Annotated in this window: 24 protein-coding genes; 17 read left to right on the forward strand and 7 right to left on the reverse strand. The window is 33.4% G+C overall.

Annotation, left to right across the window (positions count from 1 at the left end; all coding sequences use genetic code 11):
- Positions 1–4: 4 nt before the first annotated feature.
- From JI750_RS04660 to dusB, 16 genes are all read left to right on the forward strand, one after another.
- Positions 5–622 (forward strand): 3-oxoacyl-ACP synthase, encoded by a 618-nt coding sequence (locus tag JI750_RS04660; RefSeq protein WP_201999165.1) that lies wholly within the window; start codon positions 5–7, stop codon positions 620–622.
- A 2-nt stretch (positions 623–624) separates the two neighbouring features.
- Positions 625–882 (forward strand): phosphopantetheine-binding protein, encoded by a 258-nt coding sequence (locus tag JI750_RS04665; protein ID WP_111378796.1) that lies wholly within the window; start codon positions 625–627, stop codon positions 880–882.
- 144 nt (positions 883–1,026) lie between these two features.
- Positions 1,027–2,226, forward strand: coding sequence for a beta-ketoacyl-[acyl-carrier-protein] synthase family protein (locus JI750_RS04670; RefSeq protein WP_201999166.1), 1,200 nt, complete (start codon positions 1,027–1,029; stop codon positions 2,224–2,226).
- Positions 2,226–3,290 carry a beta-ketoacyl synthase N-terminal-like domain-containing protein gene (locus JI750_RS04675; protein ID WP_201999167.1) on the forward strand — a complete coding sequence of 355 codons (1,065 nt, stop codon included), beginning with the start codon at positions 2,226–2,228 and terminating at the stop codon, positions 3,288–3,290. Before JI750_RS04670 ends, JI750_RS04675 begins: the two co-directional genes overlap by 1 nt.
- Positions 3,287–4,063 carry a polysaccharide deacetylase family protein gene (locus tag JI750_RS04680; protein WP_201999168.1) on the forward strand — a complete coding sequence of 259 codons (777 nt, stop codon included), beginning with the start codon at positions 3,287–3,289 and terminating at the stop codon, positions 4,061–4,063. The genes JI750_RS04675 and JI750_RS04680 overlap by 4 nt, the downstream gene beginning before the upstream one ends.
- The gene (gene lolA2 / locus JI750_RS04685; protein WP_201999169.1) at positions 4,053–4,685 is read left to right on the forward strand and encodes a flexirubin biosynthesis/transport protein LolA2; all 633 of its coding nucleotides are present in this window, start codon (positions 4,053–4,055) and stop codon (positions 4,683–4,685) included. Before JI750_RS04680 ends, lolA2 begins: the two co-directional genes overlap by 11 nt.
- Positions 4,651–5,286: a flexirubin biosynthesis protein LolB2 gene (gene lolB2 / locus JI750_RS04690; RefSeq protein WP_201999170.1), complete on the forward strand. Its 636-nt coding sequence runs from the start codon at positions 4,651–4,653 to the stop codon at positions 5,284–5,286. Before lolA2 ends, lolB2 begins: the two co-directional genes overlap by 35 nt.
- A 38-nt stretch (positions 5,287–5,324) precedes the next feature.
- The gene (locus JI750_RS04695; protein WP_201999171.1) at positions 5,325–5,918 is read left to right on the forward strand and encodes a porin family protein; all 594 of its coding nucleotides are present in this window, start codon (positions 5,325–5,327) and stop codon (positions 5,916–5,918) included.
- A 5-nt stretch (positions 5,919–5,923) separates the two neighbouring features.
- Positions 5,924–6,295 carry an ApeI family dehydratase gene (locus JI750_RS04700; protein WP_201999172.1) on the forward strand — a complete coding sequence of 124 codons (372 nt, stop codon included), beginning with the start codon at positions 5,924–5,926 and terminating at the stop codon, positions 6,293–6,295.
- A gap of 2 nt (positions 6,296–6,297) precedes the next feature.
- Positions 6,298–6,783, forward strand: a complete 486-nt coding sequence (locus JI750_RS04705; RefSeq protein WP_201999173.1) for a hypothetical protein — start codon at positions 6,298–6,300, stop codon at positions 6,781–6,783.
- A 16-nt stretch (positions 6,784–6,799) separates the two neighbouring features.
- Positions 6,800–7,975, forward strand: a complete 1,176-nt coding sequence (locus JI750_RS04710) for a DUF2062 domain-containing protein (RefSeq protein ID WP_201999174.1) — start codon at positions 6,800–6,802, stop codon at positions 7,973–7,975.
- 160 nt (positions 7,976–8,135) lie between these two features.
- Complete coding sequence (locus tag JI750_RS04715; RefSeq protein WP_201999175.1) at positions 8,136–11,813, forward strand: 1-acyl-sn-glycerol-3-phosphate acyltransferase; 3,678 nt, start codon at positions 8,136–8,138, stop codon at positions 11,811–11,813.
- A complete protein-coding gene (locus tag JI750_RS04720; RefSeq protein ID WP_201999176.1) occupies positions 11,810–13,327 on the forward strand; it encodes a phytoene desaturase family protein in 1,518 nt (505 codons plus the stop codon). Before JI750_RS04715 ends, JI750_RS04720 begins: the two co-directional genes overlap by 4 nt.
- 7 nt (positions 13,328–13,334) lie before the next feature.
- The gene (locus JI750_RS04725) at positions 13,335–14,999 is read left to right on the forward strand and encodes a C45 family autoproteolytic acyltransferase/hydrolase (protein WP_201999177.1); all 1,665 of its coding nucleotides are present in this window, start codon (positions 13,335–13,337) and stop codon (positions 14,997–14,999) included.
- Positions 14,996–16,285, forward strand: coding sequence for a flexirubin biosynthesis putative acyl-CoA ligase FlxY (gene flxY, locus JI750_RS04730; RefSeq protein ID WP_201999178.1), 1,290 nt, complete (start codon positions 14,996–14,998; stop codon positions 16,283–16,285). The genes JI750_RS04725 and flxY overlap by 4 nt, the downstream gene beginning before the upstream one ends.
- A gap of 148 nt (positions 16,286–16,433) precedes the next feature.
- Positions 16,434–17,426 carry a tRNA dihydrouridine synthase DusB gene (gene dusB, locus JI750_RS04735; protein ID WP_201999179.1) on the forward strand — a complete coding sequence of 331 codons (993 nt, stop codon included), beginning with the start codon at positions 16,434–16,436 and terminating at the stop codon, positions 17,424–17,426.
- Between the two features lie 46 nt (positions 17,427–17,472).
- Here the strand turns inward: dusB and JI750_RS04740 are convergent, their stop codons facing one another.
- The 4 genes from JI750_RS04740 to rbfA all read right to left on the reverse strand — a co-directional run bounded on the left by JI750_RS04740 (position 17,473) and on the right by rbfA (position 21,327).
- Positions 17,473–18,075, reverse strand: coding sequence for an N-acetylmuramoyl-L-alanine amidase family protein (locus tag JI750_RS04740; RefSeq protein ID WP_201999180.1), 603 nt, complete (start codon positions 18,073–18,075; stop codon positions 17,473–17,475).
- A 59-nt stretch (positions 18,076–18,134) separates the two neighbouring features.
- Positions 18,135–19,562 carry an MATE family efflux transporter gene (locus JI750_RS04745; protein WP_201999181.1) on the reverse strand — a complete coding sequence of 476 codons (1,428 nt, stop codon included), beginning with the start codon at positions 19,560–19,562 and terminating at the stop codon, positions 18,135–18,137.
- A 171-nt stretch (positions 19,563–19,733) separates the two neighbouring features.
- Positions 19,734–20,933 carry an ABC transporter permease gene (locus JI750_RS04750; protein ID WP_201999182.1) on the reverse strand — a complete coding sequence of 400 codons (1,200 nt, stop codon included), beginning with the start codon at positions 20,931–20,933 and terminating at the stop codon, positions 19,734–19,736.
- Between the two features lies 1 nt (position 20,934).
- A complete protein-coding gene (rbfA, locus tag JI750_RS04755) occupies positions 20,935–21,327 on the reverse strand; it encodes a 30S ribosome-binding factor RbfA (RefSeq protein ID WP_201999183.1) in 393 nt (130 codons plus the stop codon).
- A 227-nt stretch (positions 21,328–21,554) separates the two neighbouring features.
- Between rbfA and JI750_RS04760 the strand changes: the two genes are divergently transcribed.
- Positions 21,555–21,974: a CBS domain-containing protein gene (locus JI750_RS04760; protein ID WP_201999184.1), complete on the forward strand. Its 420-nt coding sequence runs from the start codon at positions 21,555–21,557 to the stop codon at positions 21,972–21,974.
- 34 nt (positions 21,975–22,008) lie between these two features.
- On the opposite strand, the gene JI750_RS04765 is transcribed toward JI750_RS04760, so the two are convergent.
- Genes JI750_RS04765 through JI750_RS04775 form a run of 3 tightly spaced genes read right to left on the reverse strand, consistent with a single transcriptional unit; the run spans position 22,009 to position 25,426 of the window.
- Positions 22,009–23,262, reverse strand: a complete 1,254-nt coding sequence (locus JI750_RS04765; protein ID WP_201999185.1) for a murein hydrolase activator EnvC family protein — start codon at positions 23,260–23,262, stop codon at positions 22,009–22,011.
- A 24-nt stretch (positions 23,263–23,286) separates the two neighbouring features.
- Positions 23,287–24,066 carry a lipoprotein insertase outer membrane protein LolB1 gene (lolB1, locus tag JI750_RS04770; RefSeq protein WP_201999186.1) on the reverse strand — a complete coding sequence of 260 codons (780 nt, stop codon included), beginning with the start codon at positions 24,064–24,066 and terminating at the stop codon, positions 23,287–23,289.
- Between the two features lie 7 nt (positions 24,067–24,073).
- The gene (locus tag JI750_RS04775) at positions 24,074–25,426 is read right to left on the reverse strand and encodes a tetratricopeptide repeat protein (RefSeq protein WP_201999187.1); all 1,353 of its coding nucleotides are present in this window, start codon (positions 25,424–25,426) and stop codon (positions 24,074–24,076) included.
- Positions 25,427–25,453 lie beyond the last annotated feature (27 nt).

A 25,453-nucleotide genomic window follows, 5' to 3' on the forward strand; every position in this document is an offset into this window, starting at 1 on the left:
ACAAATGACTCAAAACAAAACCTACATACAATCCTACATCACCATCCAAAACAACGAAATTGTTTTGAACGGAACTTCTGTATTCAAAACTGAGCCAACAGATTTTGCTGATTTCTCTAAACAAGCGTATCGTAATTTTGAAATGCAATATCCAAAGTTTTTCAAAATGGATGCTTTGAGCAAACTGGCTTTTTTGGGATCAGAATTGCTTTTGAGTCCGATAACCTCAACAGAGCAGGAAAATAATATTGCTCTGGTTTTGGCCAATAAATCGTCTAGTTTGGACACCGATGTAAAATATCAGGAATCTATTTCAGACAAAGAAAACTATTATCCGAGTCCGGCGGTCTTTGTTTATACGCTGCCAAATATTTGTTTGGGCGAAATAAGTATCCGCCATCAGCTGAAAAGTGAGAATTCTTTCTTTATATTTGACACCTTTAACACCGAATTTATGTCGAATTATTCGAATATTCTTCTGAATACGAATAAAGCAGATGTAGTTTTGTGCGGTTGGGTAGAATATTTTAACGACAATTATAAAGCTTTTTTATGTACAATTAGTACAGAAGAAAATGCAAAATATACAAACGAGACTATCAATACATTATACAATAAATAATCATGGAAGCATTAAAAGAAGAATTAAAAAATAAAATCATAACGACTTTAAACCTTGAAGATATCGCAGTTGAAGATATTGCTGATAACGATCCTTTGTTTGGAGATGGTTTAGGTTTAGACTCGATTGATGCACTTGAATTGATCGTGATTTTAGATAAAGATTACGGAATTAAATTAGTAGATCCGAAAGAAGGAAAATCTATTTTCCAATCTATCGAAACTATGGCAGCGTATATCAGCGCAAATAGAACGAAATAATCGAAATAAATTTTGTCAAAGAATGCTAAAACTTAGCGACTCTGCGACTTTGCGAGATTAAATTTATAAGCTTTGTTTATTAGCTGAGAAATATGCTCGCAAAGACGCGAAGACGCAAAGTTAATCTAAAATCTAAAATCTAAAATGGCAAGAGGTGTTGCAATAACGGGAATGGGAATTATCTCTGCGATTGGTAATTCGGTTGAGGAAAATTATATTTCGCTGACCGAAAACAAAATCGGTATTTCTCGTATTCAAAATATTTCGACTGTTCACGCAGATGTTATCAAAGTTGGCGAAATCAAAAAAACCAACGAAGATCTTGTTGATGAACTGAAATTAAATGAGAATAATAATTTCTCCAGAACCGCTATGATTGGCACTTTGGCAGCAAAACAAGCTGTTGAAAATGCTGGCATTACCGATATAAATGAATTTAGAACCGGACTTATTTCGGCTACAAGTGTAGGCGGAATGGACATGACTGAAAGACATTATTACGATTATTTCGAAAAACCAGAATTGACCAAATACATCACTTGCCACGATGGCGGAGATGTTGCCGAAAAAATTGCTGAAGAATTAGGTTTAAAAGGAATGGTTACAACGATAAGTACTGCTTGTTCGTCTGCAGCCAATTCAATTATGTTGGGCGCGAGATTAATCAAAATGGGAAAACTAGATCGCGTAATTGTGGGCGGAGCCGATGCTTTAGCAAAGTTTACCATCAACGGATTTAAGACTTTGATGATTTTATCTGACGATTACAACAAACCTTTTGACAACACTAGAAAAGGATTAAATCTTGGTGAAGCAGCCGCTTTTCTAGTTTTAGAATCGGATGAAATTGTGGCTAAGCAAAACAAAAAAGTGCTGGCAAGAGTTTCGGGTTATGGAAATGCAAACGACGCTTATCACCAAACTGCTTCTTCAGAAAATGGAGACGGCGCTTATTTGGCTATGAAAAAAGCATTTGACGTTTCGGGTTTAAAACCTTCTGAAATTGATTACATCAATGTTCACGGAACCGCAACGCCAAACAACGATTTATCTGAAGGAAGAGCTTTACTTCGAATTTATGAAAATGAAAAAGTTCCAGATTTCAGTTCTACAAAACCTTTTACAGGACATACATTAGCGGCTGCAGCTGCAATTGAAGCTGTTTATAGCGTTTTGGCTATTCAGAATAATGTGGTTTATCCAAACTTGAATTTTGAAGTTCCGATGGAAGAATTTGATTTGAAACCGCAGACAACTTTAAAAAATAAAACTATCGAACACGTTTTATCCAACTCTTTTGGTTTTGGAGGAAACTGTTCAACTCTTATATTTTCAAAAAGCTAATGACAAAAAGAACCTATATAAATGGAGTAGGCTGTATTTCGACTCAAAAAACATTTGATACTGTTTTTTTGGAAGAGGCTATTGTAAATCATGAAGAAAATGTACTGGCAATTGTTCCGCCAGCATACAAAGAATATATTTCGCCTGCTGCGAGCCGACGCATGGCAAAAGGTGTTAAAAACGGAATCGTTGCTTCGGCTTTGGCTATGAAAGATGCTAATGTTGAAAGTGTCGATGCCATTATTACTGGAACTGGTTTAGGCTGTATCGAAGATTCTGAAAAATTCCTAAAAAGCATTTTAGATAATAACGAAGAGTTTTTAACTCCGACTTCTTTCATTCAATCTACACATAATACTGTTGGAGCGCAAATTGCACTTTTACAACAATGTAAAGGTTATAATTTTACGTATGTAAATGGCGCTGTTTCTTTTGAATCGGCTCTTATTGATGCTAAAATGCAGATCGAAGAAGACGAAGCCAATTCTATTTTAGTGGGTGGAGTTGATGAAAATGGTGATTATACTACTTCCCTTTTTAAATTAAACGGACGTATTAAAGCAGATAATACTGCTCCATATGATGTTTTGAATTCTACAACGAGCGGTGCCGTTTATGGTGAAGGCGCGAGTTTTTTTGTTTTAGAAAACGAAAAAAAAGAAAACACTTATGCCGAACTTCTGGATGTTTCTATAATAAATACTCTAGAAAAAAATGAAGTTGAAGCAGCAATTCATTCATTTTTAAAATCTAATAATTTAGAAATTTCAGATATCGATGCCATAGTTTTAGGTTTTGATGGAAATGCTGATTTTGAAAATTATTACCGAAATCTTGCTGAAAATTCGTTTGCTCAAACTCCTGTTTTGTATTACAAACATTTAAGCGGAGAATATGATACCGCTTCTGCTTTTGCTTTTTGGATGGCTTCTAAAATATTGAAAACTCAAGAAATTCCTGAAATCGCAAAAGTGAATAGTATTGAAAAATCAGAGTACAAAACGATTTTATTATACAATCAATTAAACGGAAAAAACCATAGTTTTACGCTGCTGTCAAAATGATAACGCACAAAAACATATCACTGTTTTTTATCTTTTTATTGCTTTTATTGTTTCTTCTGAACCTTTACATCGCAATCTATTTTCTATGGTTTGTCGTTATAATTCTACTTTGGATTGGTATAAATGCTTTTGGTTCCTCTAGAATTTCTTCCAATTATCATGTAAAAACATTTTGCAGTAATCCGTTAGAAACGGAAAAAAAAATCGCGCTTACTTTTGATGACGGTCCAAGCATTTATACTTTGGAAGTTTTAGAACTTCTGAAAAAATACAATGCCAAAGCGACTTTTTTCTGTATCGGAAAAAACATTGAAACGCATCCTGAAATTCTTCAGAAAGTGATTGATGAAGGCCATTTAGTTGGAAATCATTCGTATTCGCATTCTAAGTTTTTTGATTTTTATAATGCCAAAAAAATAACGGAAGAACTTCAGAAAACAGATACGCTTCTGGAAAAATTCACTTCTAGAAAAATCAACTTTTTTCGTCCACCTTACGGAGTTACAACTCCTTCGATAAGAAGAGCTTTAAAAGTAACAGGACATAAAACAATTGGTTGGAATATCCGTTCTCTTGATGGAGGAACAAGAAATCAGGAATTAATTTTCAATCGGTTAATTAAACATATTTCTCCTGGCGGAATCGTACTTTTGCACGACACAGGCGAACACTCTGTTTTGGTCTTGGAACAGTTTTTGCAATTTTTACAGCAAAATAATTATCAAGTCGTTTCGATTGAAGAACTTTTGAATCTAAAAGCTTATGCAAACTAAAATATATCTTTTCCTATTTTTAATTATCAGTGGTTTCAACCTATCAGCGCAGGAACAAAAAATGACCGATGCTGAAATTGCGTCTTTTAAACAAGATGTAAATGTTGTAGCCAAAAAAATCAAAACCTTGACTACTGATTTTGTTCAGTACAAACATTTAGATTTTTTATCGAAAGACATTGAAACTTCAGGAAAAATGGTTTTTAAAGAACCTGCTTTACTTCAATGGCAATATAAAAAACCATATAACTATAGCATCACTTTCAAAAACGGAAAAATCCTGATTAACGACGAAGGAAAGAAAAGCGCCGTTGATATTGGAAATAGTAAAATCTTTGCGAGAATCAATAAATTAATCGTTGGAAGCGTAAGCGGTAATATGTTTGATGATAAAGAATTTGCGATTTCGTATTTTAAATTGAAAGGTCAGAATCTTGCGAAATTTATTCCGAAAGATGCGACGCTGAAAAAATACATCAAACAGATTGAACTGACTTTTGACAAAGAAGAAGCAACAGTGGTTCAGGTAAAATTATTAGAATCATCTGAAGATTATACTCGAATTGTACTTAAAAATAAAGTGATCAATGCAAAAATCGACGATTCAGTTTTTACTAATTAATTGCTTTCTGGCAATTGTTTTAATCTCTTGTGGCTCGGTCACAAAAAAATATACGCCTAAAAAATTAGACAAAACGTCTTATACCGTTCCGTATTTTTCAGACTCAAAAACCGATTATGTTTATAAAACCAACATCAGTGTTTACGGAAATGAATTGTCTGGAATCTTCATTGCCAAGAAGATAAATGACACTACGCATCGAATAGTTTTTACAACAGAATTCGGAAACAAATTAATGGATTTTGAAATCTCAGATACCGATTTTAAAGTCAATTCTATTGTTTCTGAATTGGATAGAAAAATATTGATTAATACTTTAAAAGAAGATTTTCGATTGCTTTTAAAGAAAGAGTATTTGATTCAAGAGCAATTCGAAAATGAATCAGATGACATTTATAAATCGGCAGATGGCAAGCGTGACAATTATATTTTTATCTCCAAAAAAGATCAGATATTAGAAAAGATCGTTCATGCTTCTCAAACAAAAGAAAAATTTACACTGTTTTTCAGTTCAGAAAACAATATTTTTGCCGAAAAGATTCAAATAATTCATCAGAATATTAAATTGAAAATTGAGCTGAATTATTTCAAATCAGAATAAAAAACTTAAACTAATCCTAAACTTTAAATCAATTAGAAATGAGAAATTTTGTTGTACTTGCATTTGTTTTATTAATCGGAATCCAAGCAGAAGCGCAGGTAAAAGTTAGCCCTGGACTTAGGGGAGGTTTGAATGTCTCAACATTAAGCAATATCGATGATAATAGCTCAAAAACAGACTTCTACGTTGGTGGATTAGTGAATATTAAATTCAATAAATTTTTCTCAGTTCAGCCAGAAATAAATTATTCAAGACAAGGTGATGAAGGAAGATACTTTGAAAATGGCCGTTATTATTCTGAAAAGTATGAGCTAAATTATATAACGCTTGGAGCGGTTGCTAAATTTAACTTTGGAGGTGGTGGTTTTCATCTATTAGCAGGACCATCATTAGATTTAAAAGTTAGTGATAATTACATTAATTCTAATCCAGAGGATTTTGACCTTGCCTTTGTTGGTGGTTTGGGCTATACATTACCAAACGGACTGACTTTTGAAGCGAGAATTAAGCAGGGATTAGTTGACATTTATGGCTATAATGGATATCATAATGATAATGATTATTATTACGATGATGTGATTTTGAACCAAGTTTTCCAGATTGGTATCAGCTATACATTCAAGACAAAATAAAAAATATGATTTTACAAGATTTTTATAAAATACTATCAGAAGAAAAAGTATCTGATTCAAAATATACTGTTACAATTTTAGTCAACGAAAAACATGAGGTTTTTAAAGGACATTTCCCCGGAAATCCTATTATGCCTGGTGTTTGCATGATTCAAATTATTAAAGAACTGACAGAATCTATTACCAAAAGTTCGCTGATGATTCAATCTTTGGCAAATGTAAAATTCATGGCGCTGATTAATCCTGAGGTTACACCAGAATTACGATTAGAACTTGATGTTACAACTACTGAAGATGGTTTAGTAAAAGTGAAAAACACGACTTACTTTAACGACACTACTGCTCTTAAATTGAGTAATGTGTACAAAAAAATATAATTATGAAACTGTTACTAACATTACTTTTATGGGTTAGTTTTGCTGGAACGCCAGATTTGGCTTCTATCCGCAAAATGTATTCTGATGTAGCAAAATCTGAAACCAATGCTAAAGAGTTTGTAACAAAGCTTTCTGGTGTTTCAAATAATGATGATAAGATTTTAGTAGCCTACAAAGCAGCTTCTATTTTAGTAGATTCTAAATTCGAAAAGAAATTAGGTCAGAAAATGGAGCGTTTTAAAGAAGGCGCAAAATTACTTGAAGCAACAATAAAAAGCGATCCAAGCAATATAGAAATGCGAATGATCAGACTGAGTGTTCAAGAAGATGTTCCTGGTATTACGGGCTACAAGAAAAACATCAAAGAAGATAAAAAATTCATCACGACATATTATGCTTCGCAAGGTGCTGTTTTGAAAGATTATCTTAAAGACTTTGTTTTACAATCTAAAAGTTTCTCTGAAAAAGAGAAGCAATTTGTGAAGTAAGCTCAAAAAATACCACATGAAATCACAGCAAGAATTACTTAGTTCGACTAACTTTTGCGTTATTGTACCTACGTACAATAATCAAAAAACGCTGAAAAAAGTACTGGATTCTATTTTAGATTTCACCACAAATGTCATTATTATCAATGACGGTTCAACCGATTCAACTGCCGAAATTCTAAAATCATATTCGCTGCTAACTCAAATTCATCATCCGAAAAATTTAGGAAAAGGAAGAGCGCTGAGAAACGGATTTAGAAAAGCGCTTGAACTAAATTTTGAATATGCCATTACAATCGATTCTGACGGTCAGCATTTTGCAACAGATATTCCTGCTTTTTTGGCAGCAATTCAAGAAGAGCCAAATGCTCTTTTGATTGGAAGCCGAAATATGACACAGGAAAATGTTCCGAAAAAAAGCAGTTTTGGAAATAAGTTTTCTAATTTCTGGTTCAAGTTTGAAACTGGAATTAAACTAGACGACACACAATCTGGATTTAGATTGTATCCGCTTCGTTTGCTTCCAAAACGTTTTTATACCAATAAATTTGAGTTTGAAATTGAAGTTATTGTTCGCGCTGCTTGGAAGGGAATTGTGGTAAAAAATATTCCGATTCAGGTTTTATACGATCCTGCCGAAAGGGTTTCGCATTTTCGACCGTTTCAAGATTTTACCCGAATCAGTATTTTAAATACGGTTTTGGTGACCAATGCATTGCTGTATATAAAGCCGAGAGATTTTTTTAGAAGAGCTAAAAAAAAAGGTTTTAAAAAATTCTTTTTAGAAGATATTTTAGAAAGCAACGATTCTAATTTTAAAAAATCGGCCGCAATTGCTTTAGGTATTTTTATCGGACTTTCTCCTTTCTGGGGATTTCAAACCATATTACTTTTTACTTTTGCCGCTTTGTTTAGGCTCAACAAAGTCATTGCTTACCTTACTTCAAACGTAAGTTTCCCGCCTTTTATTCCGTTTATTATTTTTGCTTCACTTCAAGTTGGAAGTGTTTTCGTATCTAGCGATGCGCCACTGGTTTTGGACAGTTCAATCACTCTCGATGATATTCAAAAAAATGCTACGCAATATATCGTAGGAAGTCTTATTTTAGCAACCGTTTCAGCACTATCAGTTGGTCTCATAAGTTATTTGCTTTTAACGGCTTTTAGTTCTAAAAACAAACCGAATATTTAAGTTAAGTTTGCCACAGATTAAAAGGATTAAAATGATTTTTATATCCAGTTTGTCAGGCTGAGCGAAGTCGAAGCCCACGTCCAATTGGAACGCCCTTCGACTTCGCTCAGGGTGACAAACTAAAGCTAATCTTTGAATTGCGTCAAAAAATAAAATTACCATGCATCAATACTTCTATGCCATTCATTTGTTTGTAAACCGAAGAAAATCTCTTTCGGTTCTATTGGCTGTTTTGATGCTTCTAGTTTTTGGATTTTTCGCTTCAAGATTGAAGTTTGAAGAAGATATTACCAAACTTATCCCGACCAACGACAAAACCGATGTTACTGCCAAAGTCTTAAAACAATTAAACTTTGCCGATAAAACTACCGTAATTTTCAGTTTGGATAAAAATGGTTCTGCCGAAGATTTAAAAGAAATGGCAACTGTTTTTTCAGATAGCGTTTCTAAATCTTGCAAACCGTACATAACAGGAATTCAAGGAAAAATTGACGAAGAAAACATTCAAGAAACTATTGATTTTGTTTACAACAATCTGCCTCTTTTTCTGGATGATACTGATTATAAAAACATAGAGCAAAAACTGCAAAAAGACAGTATTGCAGGAACCGTTCAAGGAAATTACAAATCGATCATTTCTCCTTCGGGATTTATAACCAAAGATTTTATTCTACAAGATCCGTTTGGGATATCTTTTATTGCTTTAAAAAAATTACAGCAATTAAATATTGGCGATGATTTTACGCTCGAAAATGGTTTTGTAATGACGAAGGATAAAAAGAAATTACTGCTTTTTATTACTTCAAATATTCCGTCGAGCGAAACAGAAAAGAATACCATTTTTGCTGAAAAACTGAAATCAATTCAGGAAAATCTAAATACCCAATTTAAAGGAAAAACGTCTATTAGTTATTTTGGTTCTGCATTAATTGCAGTTGCCAATGCCAATCAGATTAAAGGAGATATTATTTTAACAACATCAATTGCGATGTTTACTTTAATGCTGATTCTAATTTTATTTTATCGCAAAGTCTTAATTCCGCTGATTATTTTTCTGCCAACGGTTTTTGGAGGTTTGTTTGCGGTTGCCTTTTTATATTTTGTGAGAGAACAAATCTCAGCAATTTCATTAGGAATTGGTTCTATTTTATTGGGAATTACGATTGATTATTCTATTCACATTCTCACACATTATAAGCATAATAGCGATGTAAAAACGTTGTACAAAGACATTACGATGCCGGTCATCATGAGCAGTTCTACAACTGCGGTTGCTTTTTTATGTTTGCTTTTTGTAAAATCGGATGCCTTAAACGATCTCGGAATTTTCGCTGCCGTTATTGTTATGGCAACGGGAGTTTTCTCTCTTTTGATTGTTCCGCATTTATACAAACCAACAGAAAATCCAGCAGATCATAAAAAGAATGTGATCGATAAAATGGCTCATTTTTCTTTTCATAACAATAAAATCTTAATCGGACTTTGCGTTATCATTACCATAATCTGTTGTTTTACTTATAATGATGTCGGTTTCAATAACGATTTATCGCAACTGAATTTTATTCCGAAAGAAATCAAAGCTGCCGAAAAACAATTGGAAGAAAGCACAAGTTTAACTTCCAAAACTATTTATGTTGCTTCATACGGAAAAACCATGGAAGAAGCTTTGCAATACAACAGTAAACTTTTTGAGGATTTATCTGCAGCAAAACAACAAGATAAAATTTTAAATTTCAGTTCTGTTGGCGGAATTGTACTTTCGCAACAAGCTCAAATTGAAAAAATTAAGAAATGGAATTCGTTTTGGAATTCGCAGAAAAAACAATTTGTAAAATCTGAATTAATCTCAGAAGGTGCTAAACTTGGTTTTAAACCCACAACATACAATCTGTTTTTTGATCACTTAGACTTTGATTTCAAACCAGTTTCTGCATCTGAATTTTTAAAAATCAAAGCGCTTCAATTACAAGAATTTATAACCGAAAAAAATGGTTTTTATACCATTTCAACTTTAGTAAAAGTATCGCCAGAACAACGAGATACTTTTGTAAAATCGGCTTCCACAAAAGAAAACATAATTGCGATTGATCGCCAGCAGATGAACGAAACGTTTTTCAGCACTTTAAAAACCGATTTTAATTCGCTTGTAAATTATTCTTTTGTAGCCGTAATTTTAATTCTGTTTTTCTTTTTCCGAAGAATCGAATTGGTTATCATAAGCTGTATTCCAATTGCTTTGACAGGAATTGTAACCGCAGGAATTATGGGCATTTTTGGCATTCAGATGAACATTTTCAGTATGATTGTCTGCACTTTAATTTTTGGTCACGGAGTCGATTTTAGTATTTTCATGACCAGTGCCTTGCAAAAAGAATACACCAATGGCGTTAACGAAATTGCGATTTACAGAACCTCAATCATCTTGGCCGTTATCACGACAATCTTAGGAATCGGCGCGATGATTTTTGCCAAACATCCTGCACTTACTTCGATTTCACTGGTTTCTTTAATCGGGGTTTTTGCGGCGCTGATTATTACTTTTATTTTCTATCCGATTTTATTCAAACTGTTTTTATCGAATCGTCCGAAAAAAGGAAATCCGCCTTTTCAATTACGAACATTTATTCATGGTGTAATTTCATTTGCTTATTATGGTTTGGGCGGAATCGTAATGTCGATTTTCAGTTTTACGATCATGCCGATCTTGCCTTTCAGCAAAAAATCAAAAATGAAAGCTTTCCGATATGTGATTTCAAAATTCATGAAATCGGTATTGTATTCGAATCCGTTTATTCGCAAAAAAGTCGTTAACAATTTCAATGAAACTTTTGAGAAACCAGCCGTAATTATTGCCAATCATTCTTCGTTTCTAGACATTTTAGCAATCGGAATGCTGAGTCCAAAAATCATTTTCTTGGTGAGCGACTGGGTTTACAACTCTCCTATTTTTGGCGGTGTTGTGAGAAAAGCAGGTTTTTATCCCGTTTCTGAAGGTTTGGAGGGCGGTGTTGAACATTTACGCAAAAAAGTAGAACAAGGTTATTCTTTAATGGTCTTTCCAGAAGGAACACGTTCAGAAAATAATGTGGTGAAACGATTCCACAAAGGTGCTTTTTTCCTTGCCGAAGAATTTAAAATTGATATTATTCCGGTGGTTATTCATGGTGCTTCGGAGTTAATTCCGAAAGGTGATTTTGTCATTCACCACGGAAAATTGACGGTTACGATTTTAGAAAGAATTGCTCCAGATGATCTTTCATTTGGAACTAATTATACCGAAAGAACCAAACAAATCAGTTCGTTCTTTAAGGCCGAATATCGCAAAATAAGACAAGAACTTGAAGGTCCAGATTATTTCAAAACAATGCTTATTAACAGTTACGATTATAAAGAAATCGAAGTTGGAAATAGCGTAAAAAAGGATTTAAAACAGAATCTGGAAGTCTATTATAATTTAAACAAATACATTACTCCAAAAGCAAAAATCCTTCATTTAGGAAGCGATTACGGCCAGTTGGATGTTTTGCTTGCTTTACAGGAACCACAGCGAAAAATAGTTTCTTTTATAAATGATGAAGAAAAATTGCTGGTTGCCAAAACGAATTATTTAGTTAAAAAGAGGAAAATAACATATCTCGAAAAGTTAGAATCGGCATTTGAAAATCAATATGATATTGTTTTAATTTCTGACGAAAGCTATCACGATGAAATCGAAAAACGGGTTCTAAATGTTTCTTTTATAATTTTAGTCAATTCTTCTCGTTTAAAAAGTCAGTTTGAGAATTTTGAAATTGTTTCTGAAGAAAATGCTTTACTAGTTTTAAAGAAAAAAGGATGAAAAAACAATACGATGTAGTCATAATTGGCAGCGGTTTAGGCGGATTGGTTTCTGCTGTTATTCTGGCAAAAGAAGGCTACAGCGTTTGTGTACTCGAAAAAAACAATCAATATGGCGGAAATCTTCAGACTTTCGTTAGAGATAAAACCATTTTTGATACCGGAATTCATTATATCGGAGGTTTAGGCGAAGGCCAAAATCTTCATCAGTATTTCAAATATATTGGAATAATGGACCATTTGAATCTGAAAAAATTAGACGAAAATGGTTTTGATATTATTTCTTTTGATGATGATAAAACCGAATATCCGCATGCGCAAGGTTTCGAAAATTTCATTCAGCAACTGACAAAATACTTTCCTGAAGAAAAAGAAAATCTCTTCGACTATTGTCAAAGAATAAAAGAGGTCTGCAAAGCATTTCCGCTTTACAATCTAGAATCGGAGGGAAAATATGACGATGAAATTTTAGCGCTCAACGCGAAAGAAACCATCGATTCTTTTACTGAAAATGAAAAACTGAAAGCGGTTTTAGCTGGATCCAATTTTCTCTACGCCGGAATTCCAGATAAATCGCCATTTTACGTTCATGCTCTTGTGGTCAATTCGTATATCGAAAGTTCATGGCGTTGTGTAAATGGCGGAAGTCAGATTACCAAACAATTGCTGAAACAGCTAAAAAAATATGGTGGAGAATTTTTCAAACATAAAGAAGTCACCAAGATCGAAGTCGAAAACCTAAAGGTAAATTCGGTACAAATGAAAGACGGAACCGAAGTTTCTGGAACGTATTTTATTTCGAACATAGAACCAAAAACGACTTTGAAAATGGCGGGTCAAGAGAACTTTAGAAAACCGTTTTTCAATAGAATTCAAAATCTTGAAAGTGTACTTTCTGCTTTCAGTTTGTATATCGTTTTTAAACCCAAATCTTTTAAATACATCAATCATAATTATTACCATTTTAAAAGTGCAGATGATGTTTGGACCGCTTATGAATACGACGAAAATTCATGGCCCAAAACCTTTATGGCATCTATGAATCCGTCAAAAAAAGACGAAGAATGGGCAGACGGAATGACGTTTTTGACTTATATGAAATATGATGATGTCAAAGCTTGGGAAGATACTTTCAATACCACTTTTGAAGAAAACGACCGAGGAGAAAGTTATGAGGATTTCAAAGCTAAAAAAGCTGCCAAATTTTTAGAAGAAATCGAGAAAAAATTTCCTGGAATAAAAGAATGTATTAAATCGGTTCATACTTCTACTCCACTTTCCTATCGCGACTACATAGGTGGAGACGGCGGAAATATGTACGGATATGTTAAAGATTCTAATAATCCGATGAAAACTTTAATTCCGACTAAAACTAAGGTAGAAAATCTTTATCTTACAGGCCAAAGTATTAACATGCATGGTGTCTTGGGAGTTACGGTTGGAGCGGTCATAACTTGCTCTGAAATTGTAGGAAAAGAATATCTGCTGGAAAAAATTAAAAAAGCATCTGAATAATTGAATCATGAAAAGCCGAATTTTTTATTTCTTTCTTATCGGTTTTTTAAGCTTGATGACTTCCTGCGGTACTTCAAAATCAAAAAAACATATTCCAGATATCGCTGCTTTTAATTCGACAAAACCTGTTGTTGAAAAAATATCAGACAGTATTTTTCTTTCTGGAAAAAACTCACTTTTAAAAAACAAACAAGGTCTTTGGGAATTATATGTAGAAGGCGATCCGCTCGAAATTGGACTTTCGACTGGCGCGCTGACTGATTCTCTTTTGCACAAACAGCAGCGTATTTTTTTCTCGAAAATAACCGATTTAATTCCGTCAAAATTCCAGCAGAAAATGCTTCGTCAGTTTTTAAAATGGTACAATCGAAAATTATACTTGAATGTTCCCGACGAATATCAAACCGAAATTTATGGTGTTTCGCAATATACTTCGAATGACTTTGATAATATCGCACCGCAATATCAGCGCAGTTTGTACTTACATGCCGCTCATGATATTGGACACGCGTTACAGGATTTGGCTTTAGTGGGCTGTTCTTCTTTTGCGGCTTGGAACGAAAAATCGGAAGATGGAAATTTAATTCTGGCTCGAAATTTTGATTTTTATGTGAATGATGCTTTCGCGGAAAATAAAATTGTGGCCTTTATCAAACCAAAAGAAGGATATCCTTTTATGATGGTAACTTGGCCAGGAATGATTGGCGCTGTTTCTGGAATGAATTACGAAGGATTGACTGTAACCATAAATGCTTCTAAATCTAAAATTCCGCTTAGCGCGAAAACTCCGATTTCGATCTTGACTCGCGAAATTTTGCAACATGCGAAAAATCTGGACGAAGCCATTGCCATTGCAAAAAAAAGAAAAGTCTTTGTTTCTGAATCCATTATGGTTGGAAGTGCCAATGATAACAAAGCCATTTTAATTGAAGTTTCTCCAAATAAAATGGACGTTTATGATGTTCCAAACAGCGATCAATTAATTTGTTCGAATCATTTTCAAGGTGAAGCTTTCAAAGAAGATAAACGAAATCTGGAACAAATTGCCAACAGCCATTCCGAATACCGTTATGAAAGAATGCAGGAATTGCTATCTGAAAATCCGAAAGTAAATCCTGAGATTGCTTCGGAAATTCTTCGAGACAAAGAAGGCTTAAAAAATATTTCTTTAGGATATGGAAATGAAAAAGCCTTGAATCAACTTTTGGCACATCACGGAATTATCTTTAAACCAAAAGAAAAATTAGTTTGGGTTTCGGCAAATCCGTTTCAATTGGGTGAATTTGTCTGTTATGATTTAGATTCGATTTTTGGTGAAAACCATGATGCAGCAAAATCTTTTCAAAAAGAAAATCTGAATATTGCCAAAGATCCTTTTTTGGAAACAACCGCTTTTCAAAACTTTAAAAAATTTAAAATTGAAGATCATAAAATAGATTCTATTTTAGAAAAGAAAAAAAACGTTTCTCCCGAGTTTCTTCAGAATTATCAAGCGTTAAACCCTAATTATTGGGTTGTATATTATAAGGCAGGATTGTACTTTTACCAAAAAAAGGAATTTCTTCAGGCAAAGCTTAATTTTGAAAAAGCTTTAAGCCATGAAATTACTACAGTTCCTCAAAAACAAGAGATTGAAAAATATTTAAAAAAAGTCAAAAGAAAATTACAATGATTCCAGCAATAGAAAAAGATTCTTTAGAAGAGATTAAAATTTTTCAAGAAAAAAAATTAGCCGAACTTTTAGCTTATATCAGTGAGAATTCTCCTTTTTATAAAAGACTTTTTGCAGGACAGAATATTGATATTTCGAAGGTAAAAACACTGGAAGATTTACAACATTTACCTGTTACAACCAAAGAAGATTTACAGCAATATAATGATGATTTTTTGTGCGTTCCGCAACATAAAATTATAGATTATGCCTCGACCTCGGGAACTTTAGGCGATCCCGTTACTTTCGGTCTAACTGATTCTGACTTAGATCGATTGGCTTATAATGAGGCTATTTCATTTGCCTGCGCCGGAATTGCAGAAGGCGATGTGGTACAATTAATGACCACAATTGATAGAAAATTTATGGCTGGTTTGGCTTATTTTCTTGGTCTTCGAAAACTGAAAGTTGGGGTAATTCGTGTTGGCGCTGGAATTCCAGAAATGCAATGGGATTCTATCCTAAAATACAATCCGTCTTATTTGATTACAGTTCCTTCTTTCCTTTTAAAATTAATCGAATATGCTGAAATGCACGGAATCGATTATAACAATTCAAGCATAAAAGGTGCAATCTGTATTGGGGAATCTTTGAGAGAACAAGATTTCTCCATGAATATTCTATCGAAAAAAATCACCGATAAATGGAATATTAAGTTGTTTTCGACTTATGCTTCTACCGAAATGAGCACCGCTTTTACAGAATGTGAACACGGAAAAGGCGGACATCATCACCCAGAATTGATCATTGTTGAAGTTTTAGACGAAAATAATCAGCCAGTAAAAAACGGGGAAACGGGCGAATTAACCTTTACTACTTTAGGAATTGAAGCGATGCCTTTACTGCGTTTTAAAACGGGAGACATGGTTCAGTTTCATGATGAGCCTTGCGCTTGCGGAAGAAATACTTTACGTGTTGGTCCAGTTGTTGGCCGTAAAAAACAAATGATTAAATATAAAGGTACAACGCTTTATCCACCAGCAATGAACGATGTTCTAAGCAGTTTTGATAATATCGAAAATCATTTGATTGAAATTTCAACTAACGATTTAGGCACAGATGAAATCCTGATTAAAATTGCGGTAAAAAATCAAACCCCAGAATTTTTACAAGAAATAAAAGATCACTTTAGAGCCAAATTGAGAGTGACTCCAAAAATAGAATTTGCTTCAAAAGAAGTTTTGAATCCGCTGGTTTTTAATCCAATGAGCCGAAAACCAATTCGATTTTTTGATTATAGGTCTTAATATAGGAGCAAAGTAACAAAGCAACAAAGGTTCAAAGGCTGTTAATCAGTACTATAAAAAGCCTTTGTCACTTTGTTACTTTGAGCCTTTGTCTCTCGAATTGTGCCAATTCGACTAAAATGTTGTAATTTTGCAAAAAATTACGAAGATGGTCAAGATTGGCAACATAGAATTACCCGAATTTCCTTTATTACTAGCACCGATGGAAGATGTTAGCGATCCGCCGTTTCGCAGATTATGCAAAACACATGGCGCTGACATGATGTATTCTGAATTTATTTCGTCGGAAGGATTAATTCGTGACGCTATAAAAAGCCGCATGAAGCTGGATATTTTTGATTACGAACGCCCTATTGGAATTCAGATTTTTGGTGGTGATGAAGAAGCAATGGAAATGTCATCTAAAATTGTTTCTACTGTAAAACCTGACTTAGTGGATATCAATTTTGGATGCCCAGTAAAAAAAGTAGTTTGTCGTGGTGCTGGAGCAGGAGTTTTAAAAGACGTTGATTTGATGGTACGTTTAACCAAAGCGGTTATCAAAGGAACAGATTTGCCTGTTACAGTAAAAACGCGTTTAGGCTGGGATGATAGCTCAATAAATATTGATGAAGTTGCAGAAAGACTTCAGGATATTGGCGTTCAAGCTTTAACTATTCACGCTAGAACTCGTGCGCAAATGTACAAAGGTCATTCTGACTGGTCTCATATTGCACGTGTGAAAAACAATCCAAGAATTACAATGCCAATTTTCGGAAATGGCGATATTGACAGTCCAGAAAAAGCATTAAAATATAAAAATGAATACGGAATTGATGGTATCATGATTGGCCGCGCCGCGATTGGTTATCCATGGATTTTTAACGAAATCAAACACTATTTCAAAACTGGCGAGCACTTGCCTGCTCCAACGGTTATCGATCGTGTTGAAGCAGCCAGAAACCACTTAAAATGGTCTATGGAATGGAAAGGCGAACGTTTGGGAATTGTAGAAATGCGTCGTCATTATACAAACTATTTCAAAGGAATTCATTCGTTTAAAGAATTCAAACAAAAACTGGTTACCACAGATGCTCCTGAAGATTTATTTACGATTATGAAGGAAATTGAAGAAGTTTATTCTGGATATGAGTTTGTTTAAAATAAAAAAGACCTTCATTTCTGAAGGTCTTTTCTTTTAAAAATATTTAATTTAAAGATTCTAAAATCTTCTCTGCAATTTCATTTTGCCCTTTTTCGCTGGTGATATAATTTCTATCCTTTTCATTAGATAAAAATCCCATCTCTAAATGTACCATAGGACACTCTGCGTTTTTTAAGATATAAAAAGGTGCTTCATTTACATATCTCTTTGCTAGATTTCCTGTTCCAGAAATCTTATTTATTACCGTTTCTGCAGTCTCTTTCGATTGATCGTAAAATGTTTTCTTTGAAGAAATACAAGCTCCCACTCCATTTACTTTATCATTTACATTAGCATCAACGTGTAATGAAATCACTAAGTCGGGTTTAAGGTTGTTTATAATCCTAGTTCGTTCTCTTAAATCCATGCTGGTGTCTCCGTCACGAATTAAAACGATTTCAAGATTCTCATTTTTATTCAGTTCTTTCATTTTAACAGCAACTGCTTCGGTAATTGCTTTTTCTTCAAATCCTTTTACATCTGCACCTACATCATAACCTCCATGACCTGCATCAATAGCAACGATTTTTTTATCTAATGGTCTAAAAGCCATAAATCCGAATATGGCTAAACAAAAAACTACTAAAACTTTGATTTTGGTTTTCATAAATCTACTTTTTTGGTTTAAATAGATTTAACGATTAAAACTAAGAAATATTGTACAAACTAAACTTGAAATCTCTTCCACTTTCCTCTTTTATAGAAAAAGATTCCAGTTAAAGTTATCGCCGTTTCAGCTACAGGAATGGCAATAAAAACTCCTGTCGGTCCCATATTAAAATGTTTTGCAAGAACAAAAGCTAATGGAATTTGAAACAGCCAAAATCCGAAAAAGTTAATTCCTGTTGGTGTCCAAGTGTCTCCAGCTCCGTTAAACGTGTTAATTAAAACCATTCCGATTCCGTAGAAAATAAATCCGATGCTCATAATCTGCAATGCTTCAATCGCAATGGTTTTAACCTGTTGATCATTCGTGAAAAACGAAATAATATATTGTCCAAAAACCAAAGTAATAATCATAATCGAAGCCATGAAAATTACATTATATCTGGCAGTTGTATAAACTGATTTTTCAGCTCGTTCGATTTGTTTGGCTCCTAAATTCTGACCAACCAAAGTCGCAGCGGCATTACTCAATCCCCAAGCTGGAAGAATAAAAAACATCATAATTCTCAATGCCGTTTGATAACCTGCAGAACCGTGATCACCGCCTGTTGTTGCTACTAATTGTGCCAAGAAAATCCAACTGCAGGAAGCAATTACAAATTGCAAAATTCCAGGCGCGGCGATTTTTACTAAAGCTTTGATTTGTTTAAAATCGGGAGCGAAATAGGGAATCTTAATCTTCAGAATTCCACTTCCAAAAAACAAATGATATACTTGATATAAAACTCCAATACTTCTTCCAATAGTAGTTGCCAAGGCTGCACCAACTAGTCCGAAAGCTGGAATTGGTCCGAAGCCATTAATTAGAACTGGACATAAAATAATATTACAAATATTTGCAATCCAAAGGCTTTTCATTGCAATGGCAGCATTTCCTGCTCCGCGGAATATTCCGTTTATTAAGAACAAAAGCATAATGCACAAACTAGAGCCAATCATAATCTGAGTAAATCGGAAACCATGTTCTGCAGATTCTACAGAAGATCCCATCAAAATTAAAATCTCTTTGGCATAAATAACTCCAAAGATGCTCATCAAACTGTTAACTGCAAATGCAATTATGATGGCTTGCATTCCAGCTTTTGCCGCAGCGACAGGATCTTTTTCTCCAATTCTTCGTGCCACAACTGCTGTTGCAGCCATACTCATTCCAATTGCGAGAGAATAAATTACTGTCAATACAGATTCGGTCAAACCGACGGTCTGAATGGCAAAACTGCTATGTTCTAAATGCCCAACGAAATATAAATCGACTAGAGCAAAAACCGATTCCATCATCATTTCTAAAACCATCGGAATGGCCAATAGAATTACTGCTTTCTTAATACTTCCAGAAGTATAGTCAAAAGATTCGTCGCCTTTTAAAGCTTGTTTTAAAGTGGTAAAAATTTTAGAAAAGAAGCTTTTCTTTATAGATGTTTCTGTCATGATATTTTAGGATAAATGATAAAATTGGTCCAGATGTATCTTAATCTGAACTAAAAAAGTAAACGTAAGTATCCTAATTATTCTAAAAAAATAAAATAGGATTAGGCAGAAACAATCATATGCTGTAGTTTTTTAAGGCGGTAAATATAATTAATATTTCTTAAGAAATTATTAATCAAGTAGTTTTTTACTTACGCGACTACTTGCAATTAAGGAAGCTACAAAGCCTAAAGAAATAATTGTAGCCATTACGATTAAAACATTTTCGACTGTAAAAACAACTGGATAGGCCAAGGTTGGCGTGATCATGATAAGCTCAAATTTCTGCTGTAATATCACGAGAATGATACCTAAAGCAAGTCCGATTAAGCCACCAAAAACACTTAGTAAAGTTCCTTGCAACAAAAATATCTTTCGAAGATCACCAATGTCAGAGCCTAAATTGAAAAGGGTTTTCAGATTACCCTTTTTTTCTAAAATCATCATAATCAATGCGCCAATCAAATTAAAAAGAGCCACAATGATTACTAATGTAAAAATGAGATATACCGCAATGTTTTCGGTATTAAGCATTCTATATAAAGACTCATTTAGCTGTGCTCTATTTTTTAATGTGATTTTATTTTTAAAAATAGAATTTAGCTGATTTTTAATAGCATTCTCATCAGCATTTTCTTTTAATTTAAATTCAATTCCAGAAATTTGATTCGGTTTATAGATTAGTAATTCTTGTACTAAACTTAAATCTGCAAATACATATTTCGAATCTAAATCTTCACTGATTGAATAAATTCCAACAGGCAAAACATCTATTTTAGTGAAAGCTTCTTCTGGATTTTCAATTGCTCCTTTTCCAGGTTTCGGAGCAAAAATCTGAAGTGGATTTTCAAAATCAAGAATTCCCATGGAGAAATTTTGTGCTAAACCGTACCCAATTACAACCTGAAAACTGTCTGGTTTCAGCCATTGTCCATTAAAAAGTTTTTTCTTGATATCGTTAACCACCGGATATAAACTGTCAATGCCTTTCAAGTATGTAACTTGCTGTTTGTCTTTGAACAAAAACAAAACACGTTCTTCTATGATTTTTGTGTAAGAAGCAACACCATCTATTTTTTTGATTTGTTTTTCTTGATCTGGAGTAAGCAAAAAAGATTTTCCGTAAGTACTTGTCAATTTTAAATCAGGATCGATTTCGTTTGTGAAAGAAAGACTGAAAACCTTTAATCCGCTGAAAACAGATAAAACTACAAACAAAGCCATTGTACCAACAATGATTCCCATGCTGGCAATACGGTTAATAATATTGATAGCATTGTTTTTACTACTGCTAAAAATATAACGTTTGGCTATGTATAAAGGGAAATTCAAATTATGACTTTCTTCTTTTTTCTAAAAGATCACGGTTTTCTATTGGGTTTTCTTTTCCTGCAAGTGCGTTGTCAATTTTCTCTATATAATCTAGAGAATCATCTATAAAGAATACCAAATTCGGAACACGACGTAATTGCAAACGTACACGCTGCGACAAATCATGTTTAATTAAATTTGAATTTGTTTTTATTGCTTCTAAAGTTTCTTTGGCTTTTTCTTGTGGAAAAATGCTTAAATATACTGTCGCTATAGATAAATCTGTAGTTACACTTACTTTGGATACTGAAATTACCAAGTTTGTAATTCCGTTTTTTCTCACTTCACCTTGCAAAATGTCAACCAGATCTTTCTGAAGAACACCGCCTATTTTTTTCTGTCTATTTGTTTCCATACTGCAAAAATAATACTTTTAAATTCAATGGTAACAATTTCAAAACAACTTCAATCTTAAATTAGTATTTATTACTTGAAATTAAAATCAAAACGAGTGTTTTTCCATCCTCATTTCAAAAAAATGCTATCTAATATACGACTTCTTCCTATTTTTTCTGCTGACAAAAGTCATCTTTCTTTTGCTAAATATTGATCAATTTTGATCTAAATCTAACACATCTAATTATGAAAAAGAGAGAACCAATTAGCCACATCATGACCAAAAGTGTAATTACAGTAAGTCACAATGATGATTTAAAAAATGTTGTAGAAAAATTAAAATCCAATTCTATACGACATCTTCCAGTTGTTAATGGAAAAGATGTAGTCGGAATTATCAGCCGTACTGATATTAACCGGCTTACGTTTGGTGCATTGTTCGATGGACAAGATGGTGCAGACGAAGCTATTTTGGAAATGCTTACAATTCCGCAAATAATGACTTCAAAACCTAAAACCGTCTCATCAGATCTTATTATCAGAGATTTGGCAGAAATTTTCGTGAAAGAAGAATTTCATGCAGCACCGGTTGTTGACAAAGGAGAATTAAAAGGTATTGTAACTACAACTGATGTTTTAAAATATTTCTTAGAAGAAAATTATTAATACAAAAAAGGGAGCTAAATGCTCCCTTAAATTTTTATCTGCTTTGCAACCATCCTTCCGGATTATTGTTTGATGTATTTTGCAGAATCAAGAATTTAATAATGGTTTTTCCTGTGTCACCACTTGTTCTCACTTTTCCGATGTTTTGCTTAATTGTCACTTTATCACCTTGACTTACAGAAACAGAACTTAAGTTTTGATAGACGGTAAAAAAGTCTCCATGCTGAATTACAACTGCTTTATTTACTGGCGATAATACAATAACCTTAGAAACTTCACCGGCAAATACTGCTCTAGCGCTTGCGCCATCTTCGGTAGTTATCTCAACTCCAGAATTATGAACAGTGATTGAAGGGTGCAGCGGGTGTGGCTGGTCTCCATAACCAAGAGAAATAAATCCTTTTTCTACTGGCCAAGGCAATCTTCCTCTGTTTGCTTTAAAGTCAGCTGCTAGAATTTTATCTTCAGGCGTCAATGCAATTTTTGAAGAAGAAACTGGTGCTTTTGCTTCACTCGAACCTGGATTTGCTTTTGCTCTTTCTGCAGCAGCTTTTCTATTGGCTTCTGCAATAGCTTCACGAATTAAACGGTCAATTTGTTTATCAATACGTTTAGATTCGTTTTGTTTTGATCGAATATCAGCAGCAATTTTGTTTTTATCTTTTTTAAGAGCATTAACTAATTTCTGCTGTTCTTTTTTCTCTGCTTCCAGAGTAACTTTCTCTTTCTGGTTTTCAGCAATTACTTTCTTTTTTATTTGTCTTTGCCCATCAAGTTTTGCATTAAAATCTACTAATTGAGCGGTTTTAGATTGAATTTCGAGACCTTGGTTTTTTCTAAAAGTAGTATATTGTTTTAAGTATTGTGCTCTTTTGTAAGCTTGCAAGAAGCTTTCAGAAGATAAAATGAACATCGCTCGGCTTTGTTCAGAACGGCTTTTGTACGATTTTAAAATCATCTCAGCATAGTCTTCCTTTAAAACTTTTAGTTCTTTTTTAAGTTTATTTACCTGAACCTGATTAATGTACATGTCATTACTAATCAGCCTTTCTTGTTTCGCCGTAGTATTTATTAATTTCTCTTTTAGCTTAATTTTGTTCGCCTGAATCAAATATTCGTTCACAGCAGATTTCTCTTTTTTGCGAACAGACTGCAACATCTTTTCGTTATCTCTGATTTCCTGCTGAATTTGAGCTTTACGCTGTTCCAGTTTTTCTTGCTGAGAATCCTGCGCCCATACAAATGTAGTGGCACAAATTAAAACTAGACTTAGGAGAAATTTTGGCATGTTTCTGTTTTTATTTTTGCAAATTTACTTAATTGTAACTTTTTTATAACCGCTAGGAACGCTATACGGAAAAGAAAGTTCTTCATTAAATGAAATATTGTTGTAATTCAAATTAATACTTGTTTTGCCTTTTGGCTGAACGGCATTGATTTCTATACTTGTTGGCAGTGTCCCTTGATCAAAAGTTTTAGTGTCTGAATAAGCGATTTGCAACGTTCTATTTTCAGACGGCTGAGAAATCTCTTCTTTCTGAATTAAATATTTTTCTCCATCTAAGAAAAAGGTCTTTTTTAAATTCGCGTCTTTTTCTTCATCAAGTCTAAATAAATTATCTACAATTGTCTGCGTATATTTTCCTTTTCTTAAATCGTCAAAAGCTTCTCCAACCAATAGATTTTGAACTTTTGAATAATCTAAATCTGTTCCAAGCCATTTGCTTAAACTTGTAAAATCTCCTTCGTAATAAGTTCCGTTCATTTTTTCATAATAACTTACTGCAGAAGGTGTTATTAAAGCTTTAGCCATTGTTATGCCTAAAAAACGAACACTTATTAAAATCTGCTTGTCTTTTTCGATTCTAATCTCGGCAGTTACATTTTGGCTTTGTTTTTCATCAGCATATCTTGCACTTGCTTTTATGTATAAAGTCGAAAAATCTAACTTGTTGTCGTAATGTTTTTCAATTACTTTTTTGTCTTCTTTCTCTACAATTGTCTGGCCTGTATTTCCTTGCACCGCTACTGCTTTGGATTTACATGAAATTACGGCAATAGACAATACTAGTATTGATATATATCTTTTCATCTAAATTTTATTTTTTCTTTTTTAATACTTCATTTGCCTTCAAAAAGTATTCCTCTTTTTTCTTTGCATCTCCCAATCCATTGTACGCCTCACCTAACTGAATATTAAAATTTGATTCTAATTTTATGTCATCTACTACATAATCAAGACCCATTTCTAAGACGATTTTTGCATTTTTAAATTGTTTCTGCTGATTGCTTCCTAAGCCAGCATAATAGTAAAACTGAGCCTGACTCGGATAAACTTCAATCAGCATCATGGCTCTTTTCGTCATTGGTTCATATTGTTTTGTCTGAGAATAGGCATCCAGCAATAACATATTCGTTTCTAAATCTGTATCTGAATTGGCGCTTAAATCTTTTTCATAATATTTAATTGCATTTTCAAACTGTCCTTTACTATGATAAAATTTTCCAATTTCTTTGGCAACATCTACATTCTTATCATTATCAAAATAAGAAATAGCTTTTTCTAAATCAGCAGAATACTGTGGATTTTTATTTACATAAATCAAAAATTCATTCAAAGTTCTATGTTTGATTTTTGAATCGATTTTTGAACTTGCCAAAATCACATTCATCGATTTTATAGCTTTATCTGCCTGATTGGCATCTAAGTAGGTTTTGAACAAACTCACCTGCCCCCATTCCGAATTTGGAATTTCTTTAGCCAATTGTTTTGCTACTTCAAGCGATTTCTCATTGTCATTGTTTTTTGAATACAATAAAATAAGATTCAAATAATTGGATTCTTCTTTCGGATCTTTTTTAATTTGCTGAATTAGATTATCAATTTCAGCATTCTGATATTTTCCCTGAGATAAAATCTGAGCTTTATAAATTTCGCGATCAGAAGATTTACCGAACTTATCGTTCATCTCATTAATTGCTGTCAATGCTTTGTCATACTGATTGGTAATCATGTATAACGAAATCAAATCGTCTTTATACTCTTCGTCAAAAACAATTATTTTTTGAATAATTTCGATCGCTAGAGGATAGTTTTTTGTTTCGTAACTTACATCATAAATTCCGAGCCAGAACCATTTGTTTTTAGGATCAAGTTGTGTGGCTTTTTCAAAAGCAATCTGTGCATTTTGATATTCTTTTAGCGCAAAATAGTTTTTTCCTAATTCAAAATAAGCAACTGCATCATTGGGTTTAAGTTTAATACATTTCTCCAATGATACAATCGCTTTATCATAATTTTCAATTCCTTTCTGTTTTAATGATTCATAAAATGAGTCTTGATATTCGTCTGTTGCCATAGCAATATCCTCGGGTTCTGTCTGAGCAAAAACCGAAAATGATGTGCTGAATAAAGCAAAAACCAATATTGTAAAAACTCCTTTTTTAATCATTTCTAAAAATTACATTTTAAACAAAAC

It is taken from the genome of Flavobacterium tagetis (assembly GCF_016735615.1).
Taxonomy (GTDB): domain Bacteria; phylum Bacteroidota; class Bacteroidia; order Flavobacteriales; family Flavobacteriaceae; genus Flavobacterium; species Flavobacterium tagetis.

What these genes read in the sequence shown, in the direction of transcription:
- JI750_RS04660 (WP_201999165.1), top strand. Translation starts at nt 5, where the DNA reads ATGACTCAAAACAAAACCTACATACAATCCTACATCACCATCCAAAAC.
- JI750_RS04665 (WP_111378796.1), top strand. Translation starts at nt 625, where the DNA reads ATGGAAGCATTAAAAGAAGAATTAAAAAATAAAATCATAACGACTTTA.
- JI750_RS04670 (WP_201999166.1), top strand. Translation starts at nt 1,027, where the DNA reads ATGGCAAGAGGTGTTGCAATAACGGGAATGGGAATTATCTCTGCGATT.
- JI750_RS04675 (WP_201999167.1), top strand. Translation starts at nt 2,226, where the DNA reads ATGACAAAAAGAACCTATATAAATGGAGTAGGCTGTATTTCGACTCAA.
- JI750_RS04680 (WP_201999168.1), top strand. Translation starts at nt 3,287, where the DNA reads ATGATAACGCACAAAAACATATCACTGTTTTTTATCTTTTTATTGCTT.
- lolA2 (WP_201999169.1), top strand. Translation starts at nt 4,053, where the DNA reads ATGCAAACTAAAATATATCTTTTCCTATTTTTAATTATCAGTGGTTTC.
- lolB2 (WP_201999170.1), top strand. Translation starts at nt 4,651, where the DNA reads ATGCAAAAATCGACGATTCAGTTTTTACTAATTAATTGCTTTCTGGCA.
- JI750_RS04695 (WP_201999171.1), top strand. Translation starts at nt 5,325, where the DNA reads ATGAGAAATTTTGTTGTACTTGCATTTGTTTTATTAATCGGAATCCAA.
- JI750_RS04700 (WP_201999172.1), top strand. Translation starts at nt 5,924, where the DNA reads ATGATTTTACAAGATTTTTATAAAATACTATCAGAAGAAAAAGTATCT.
- JI750_RS04705 (WP_201999173.1), top strand. Translation starts at nt 6,298, where the DNA reads ATGAAACTGTTACTAACATTACTTTTATGGGTTAGTTTTGCTGGAACG.
- JI750_RS04710 (WP_201999174.1), top strand. Translation starts at nt 6,800, where the DNA reads ATGAAATCACAGCAAGAATTACTTAGTTCGACTAACTTTTGCGTTATT.
- JI750_RS04715 (WP_201999175.1), top strand. Translation starts at nt 8,136, where the DNA reads ATGCATCAATACTTCTATGCCATTCATTTGTTTGTAAACCGAAGAAAA.
- JI750_RS04720 (WP_201999176.1), top strand. Translation starts at nt 11,810, where the DNA reads ATGAAAAAACAATACGATGTAGTCATAATTGGCAGCGGTTTAGGCGGA.
- JI750_RS04725 (WP_201999177.1), top strand. Translation starts at nt 13,335, where the DNA reads ATGAAAAGCCGAATTTTTTATTTCTTTCTTATCGGTTTTTTAAGCTTG.
- flxY (WP_201999178.1), top strand. Translation starts at nt 14,996, where the DNA reads ATGATTCCAGCAATAGAAAAAGATTCTTTAGAAGAGATTAAAATTTTT.
- dusB (WP_201999179.1), top strand. Translation starts at nt 16,434, where the DNA reads ATGGTCAAGATTGGCAACATAGAATTACCCGAATTTCCTTTATTACTA.
- JI750_RS04740 (WP_201999180.1), bottom strand. Translation starts at nt 18,075, where the DNA reads ATGAAAACCAAAATCAAAGTTTTAGTAGTTTTTTGTTTAGCCATATTC.
- JI750_RS04745 (WP_201999181.1), bottom strand. Translation starts at nt 19,562, where the DNA reads ATGACAGAAACATCTATAAAGAAAAGCTTCTTTTCTAAAATTTTTACC.
- rbfA (WP_201999183.1), bottom strand. Translation starts at nt 21,327, where the DNA reads ATGGAAACAAATAGACAGAAAAAAATAGGCGGTGTTCTTCAGAAAGAT.
- JI750_RS04760 (WP_201999184.1), top strand. Translation starts at nt 21,555, where the DNA reads ATGAAAAAGAGAGAACCAATTAGCCACATCATGACCAAAAGTGTAATT.
- JI750_RS04765 (WP_201999185.1), bottom strand. Translation starts at nt 23,262, where the DNA reads ATGCCAAAATTTCTCCTAAGTCTAGTTTTAATTTGTGCCACTACATTT.
- lolB1 (WP_201999186.1), bottom strand. Translation starts at nt 24,066, where the DNA reads ATGAAAAGATATATATCAATACTAGTATTGTCTATTGCCGTAATTTCA.
- JI750_RS04775 (WP_201999187.1), bottom strand. Translation starts at nt 25,426, where the DNA reads ATGATTAAAAAAGGAGTTTTTACAATATTGGTTTTTGCTTTATTCAGC.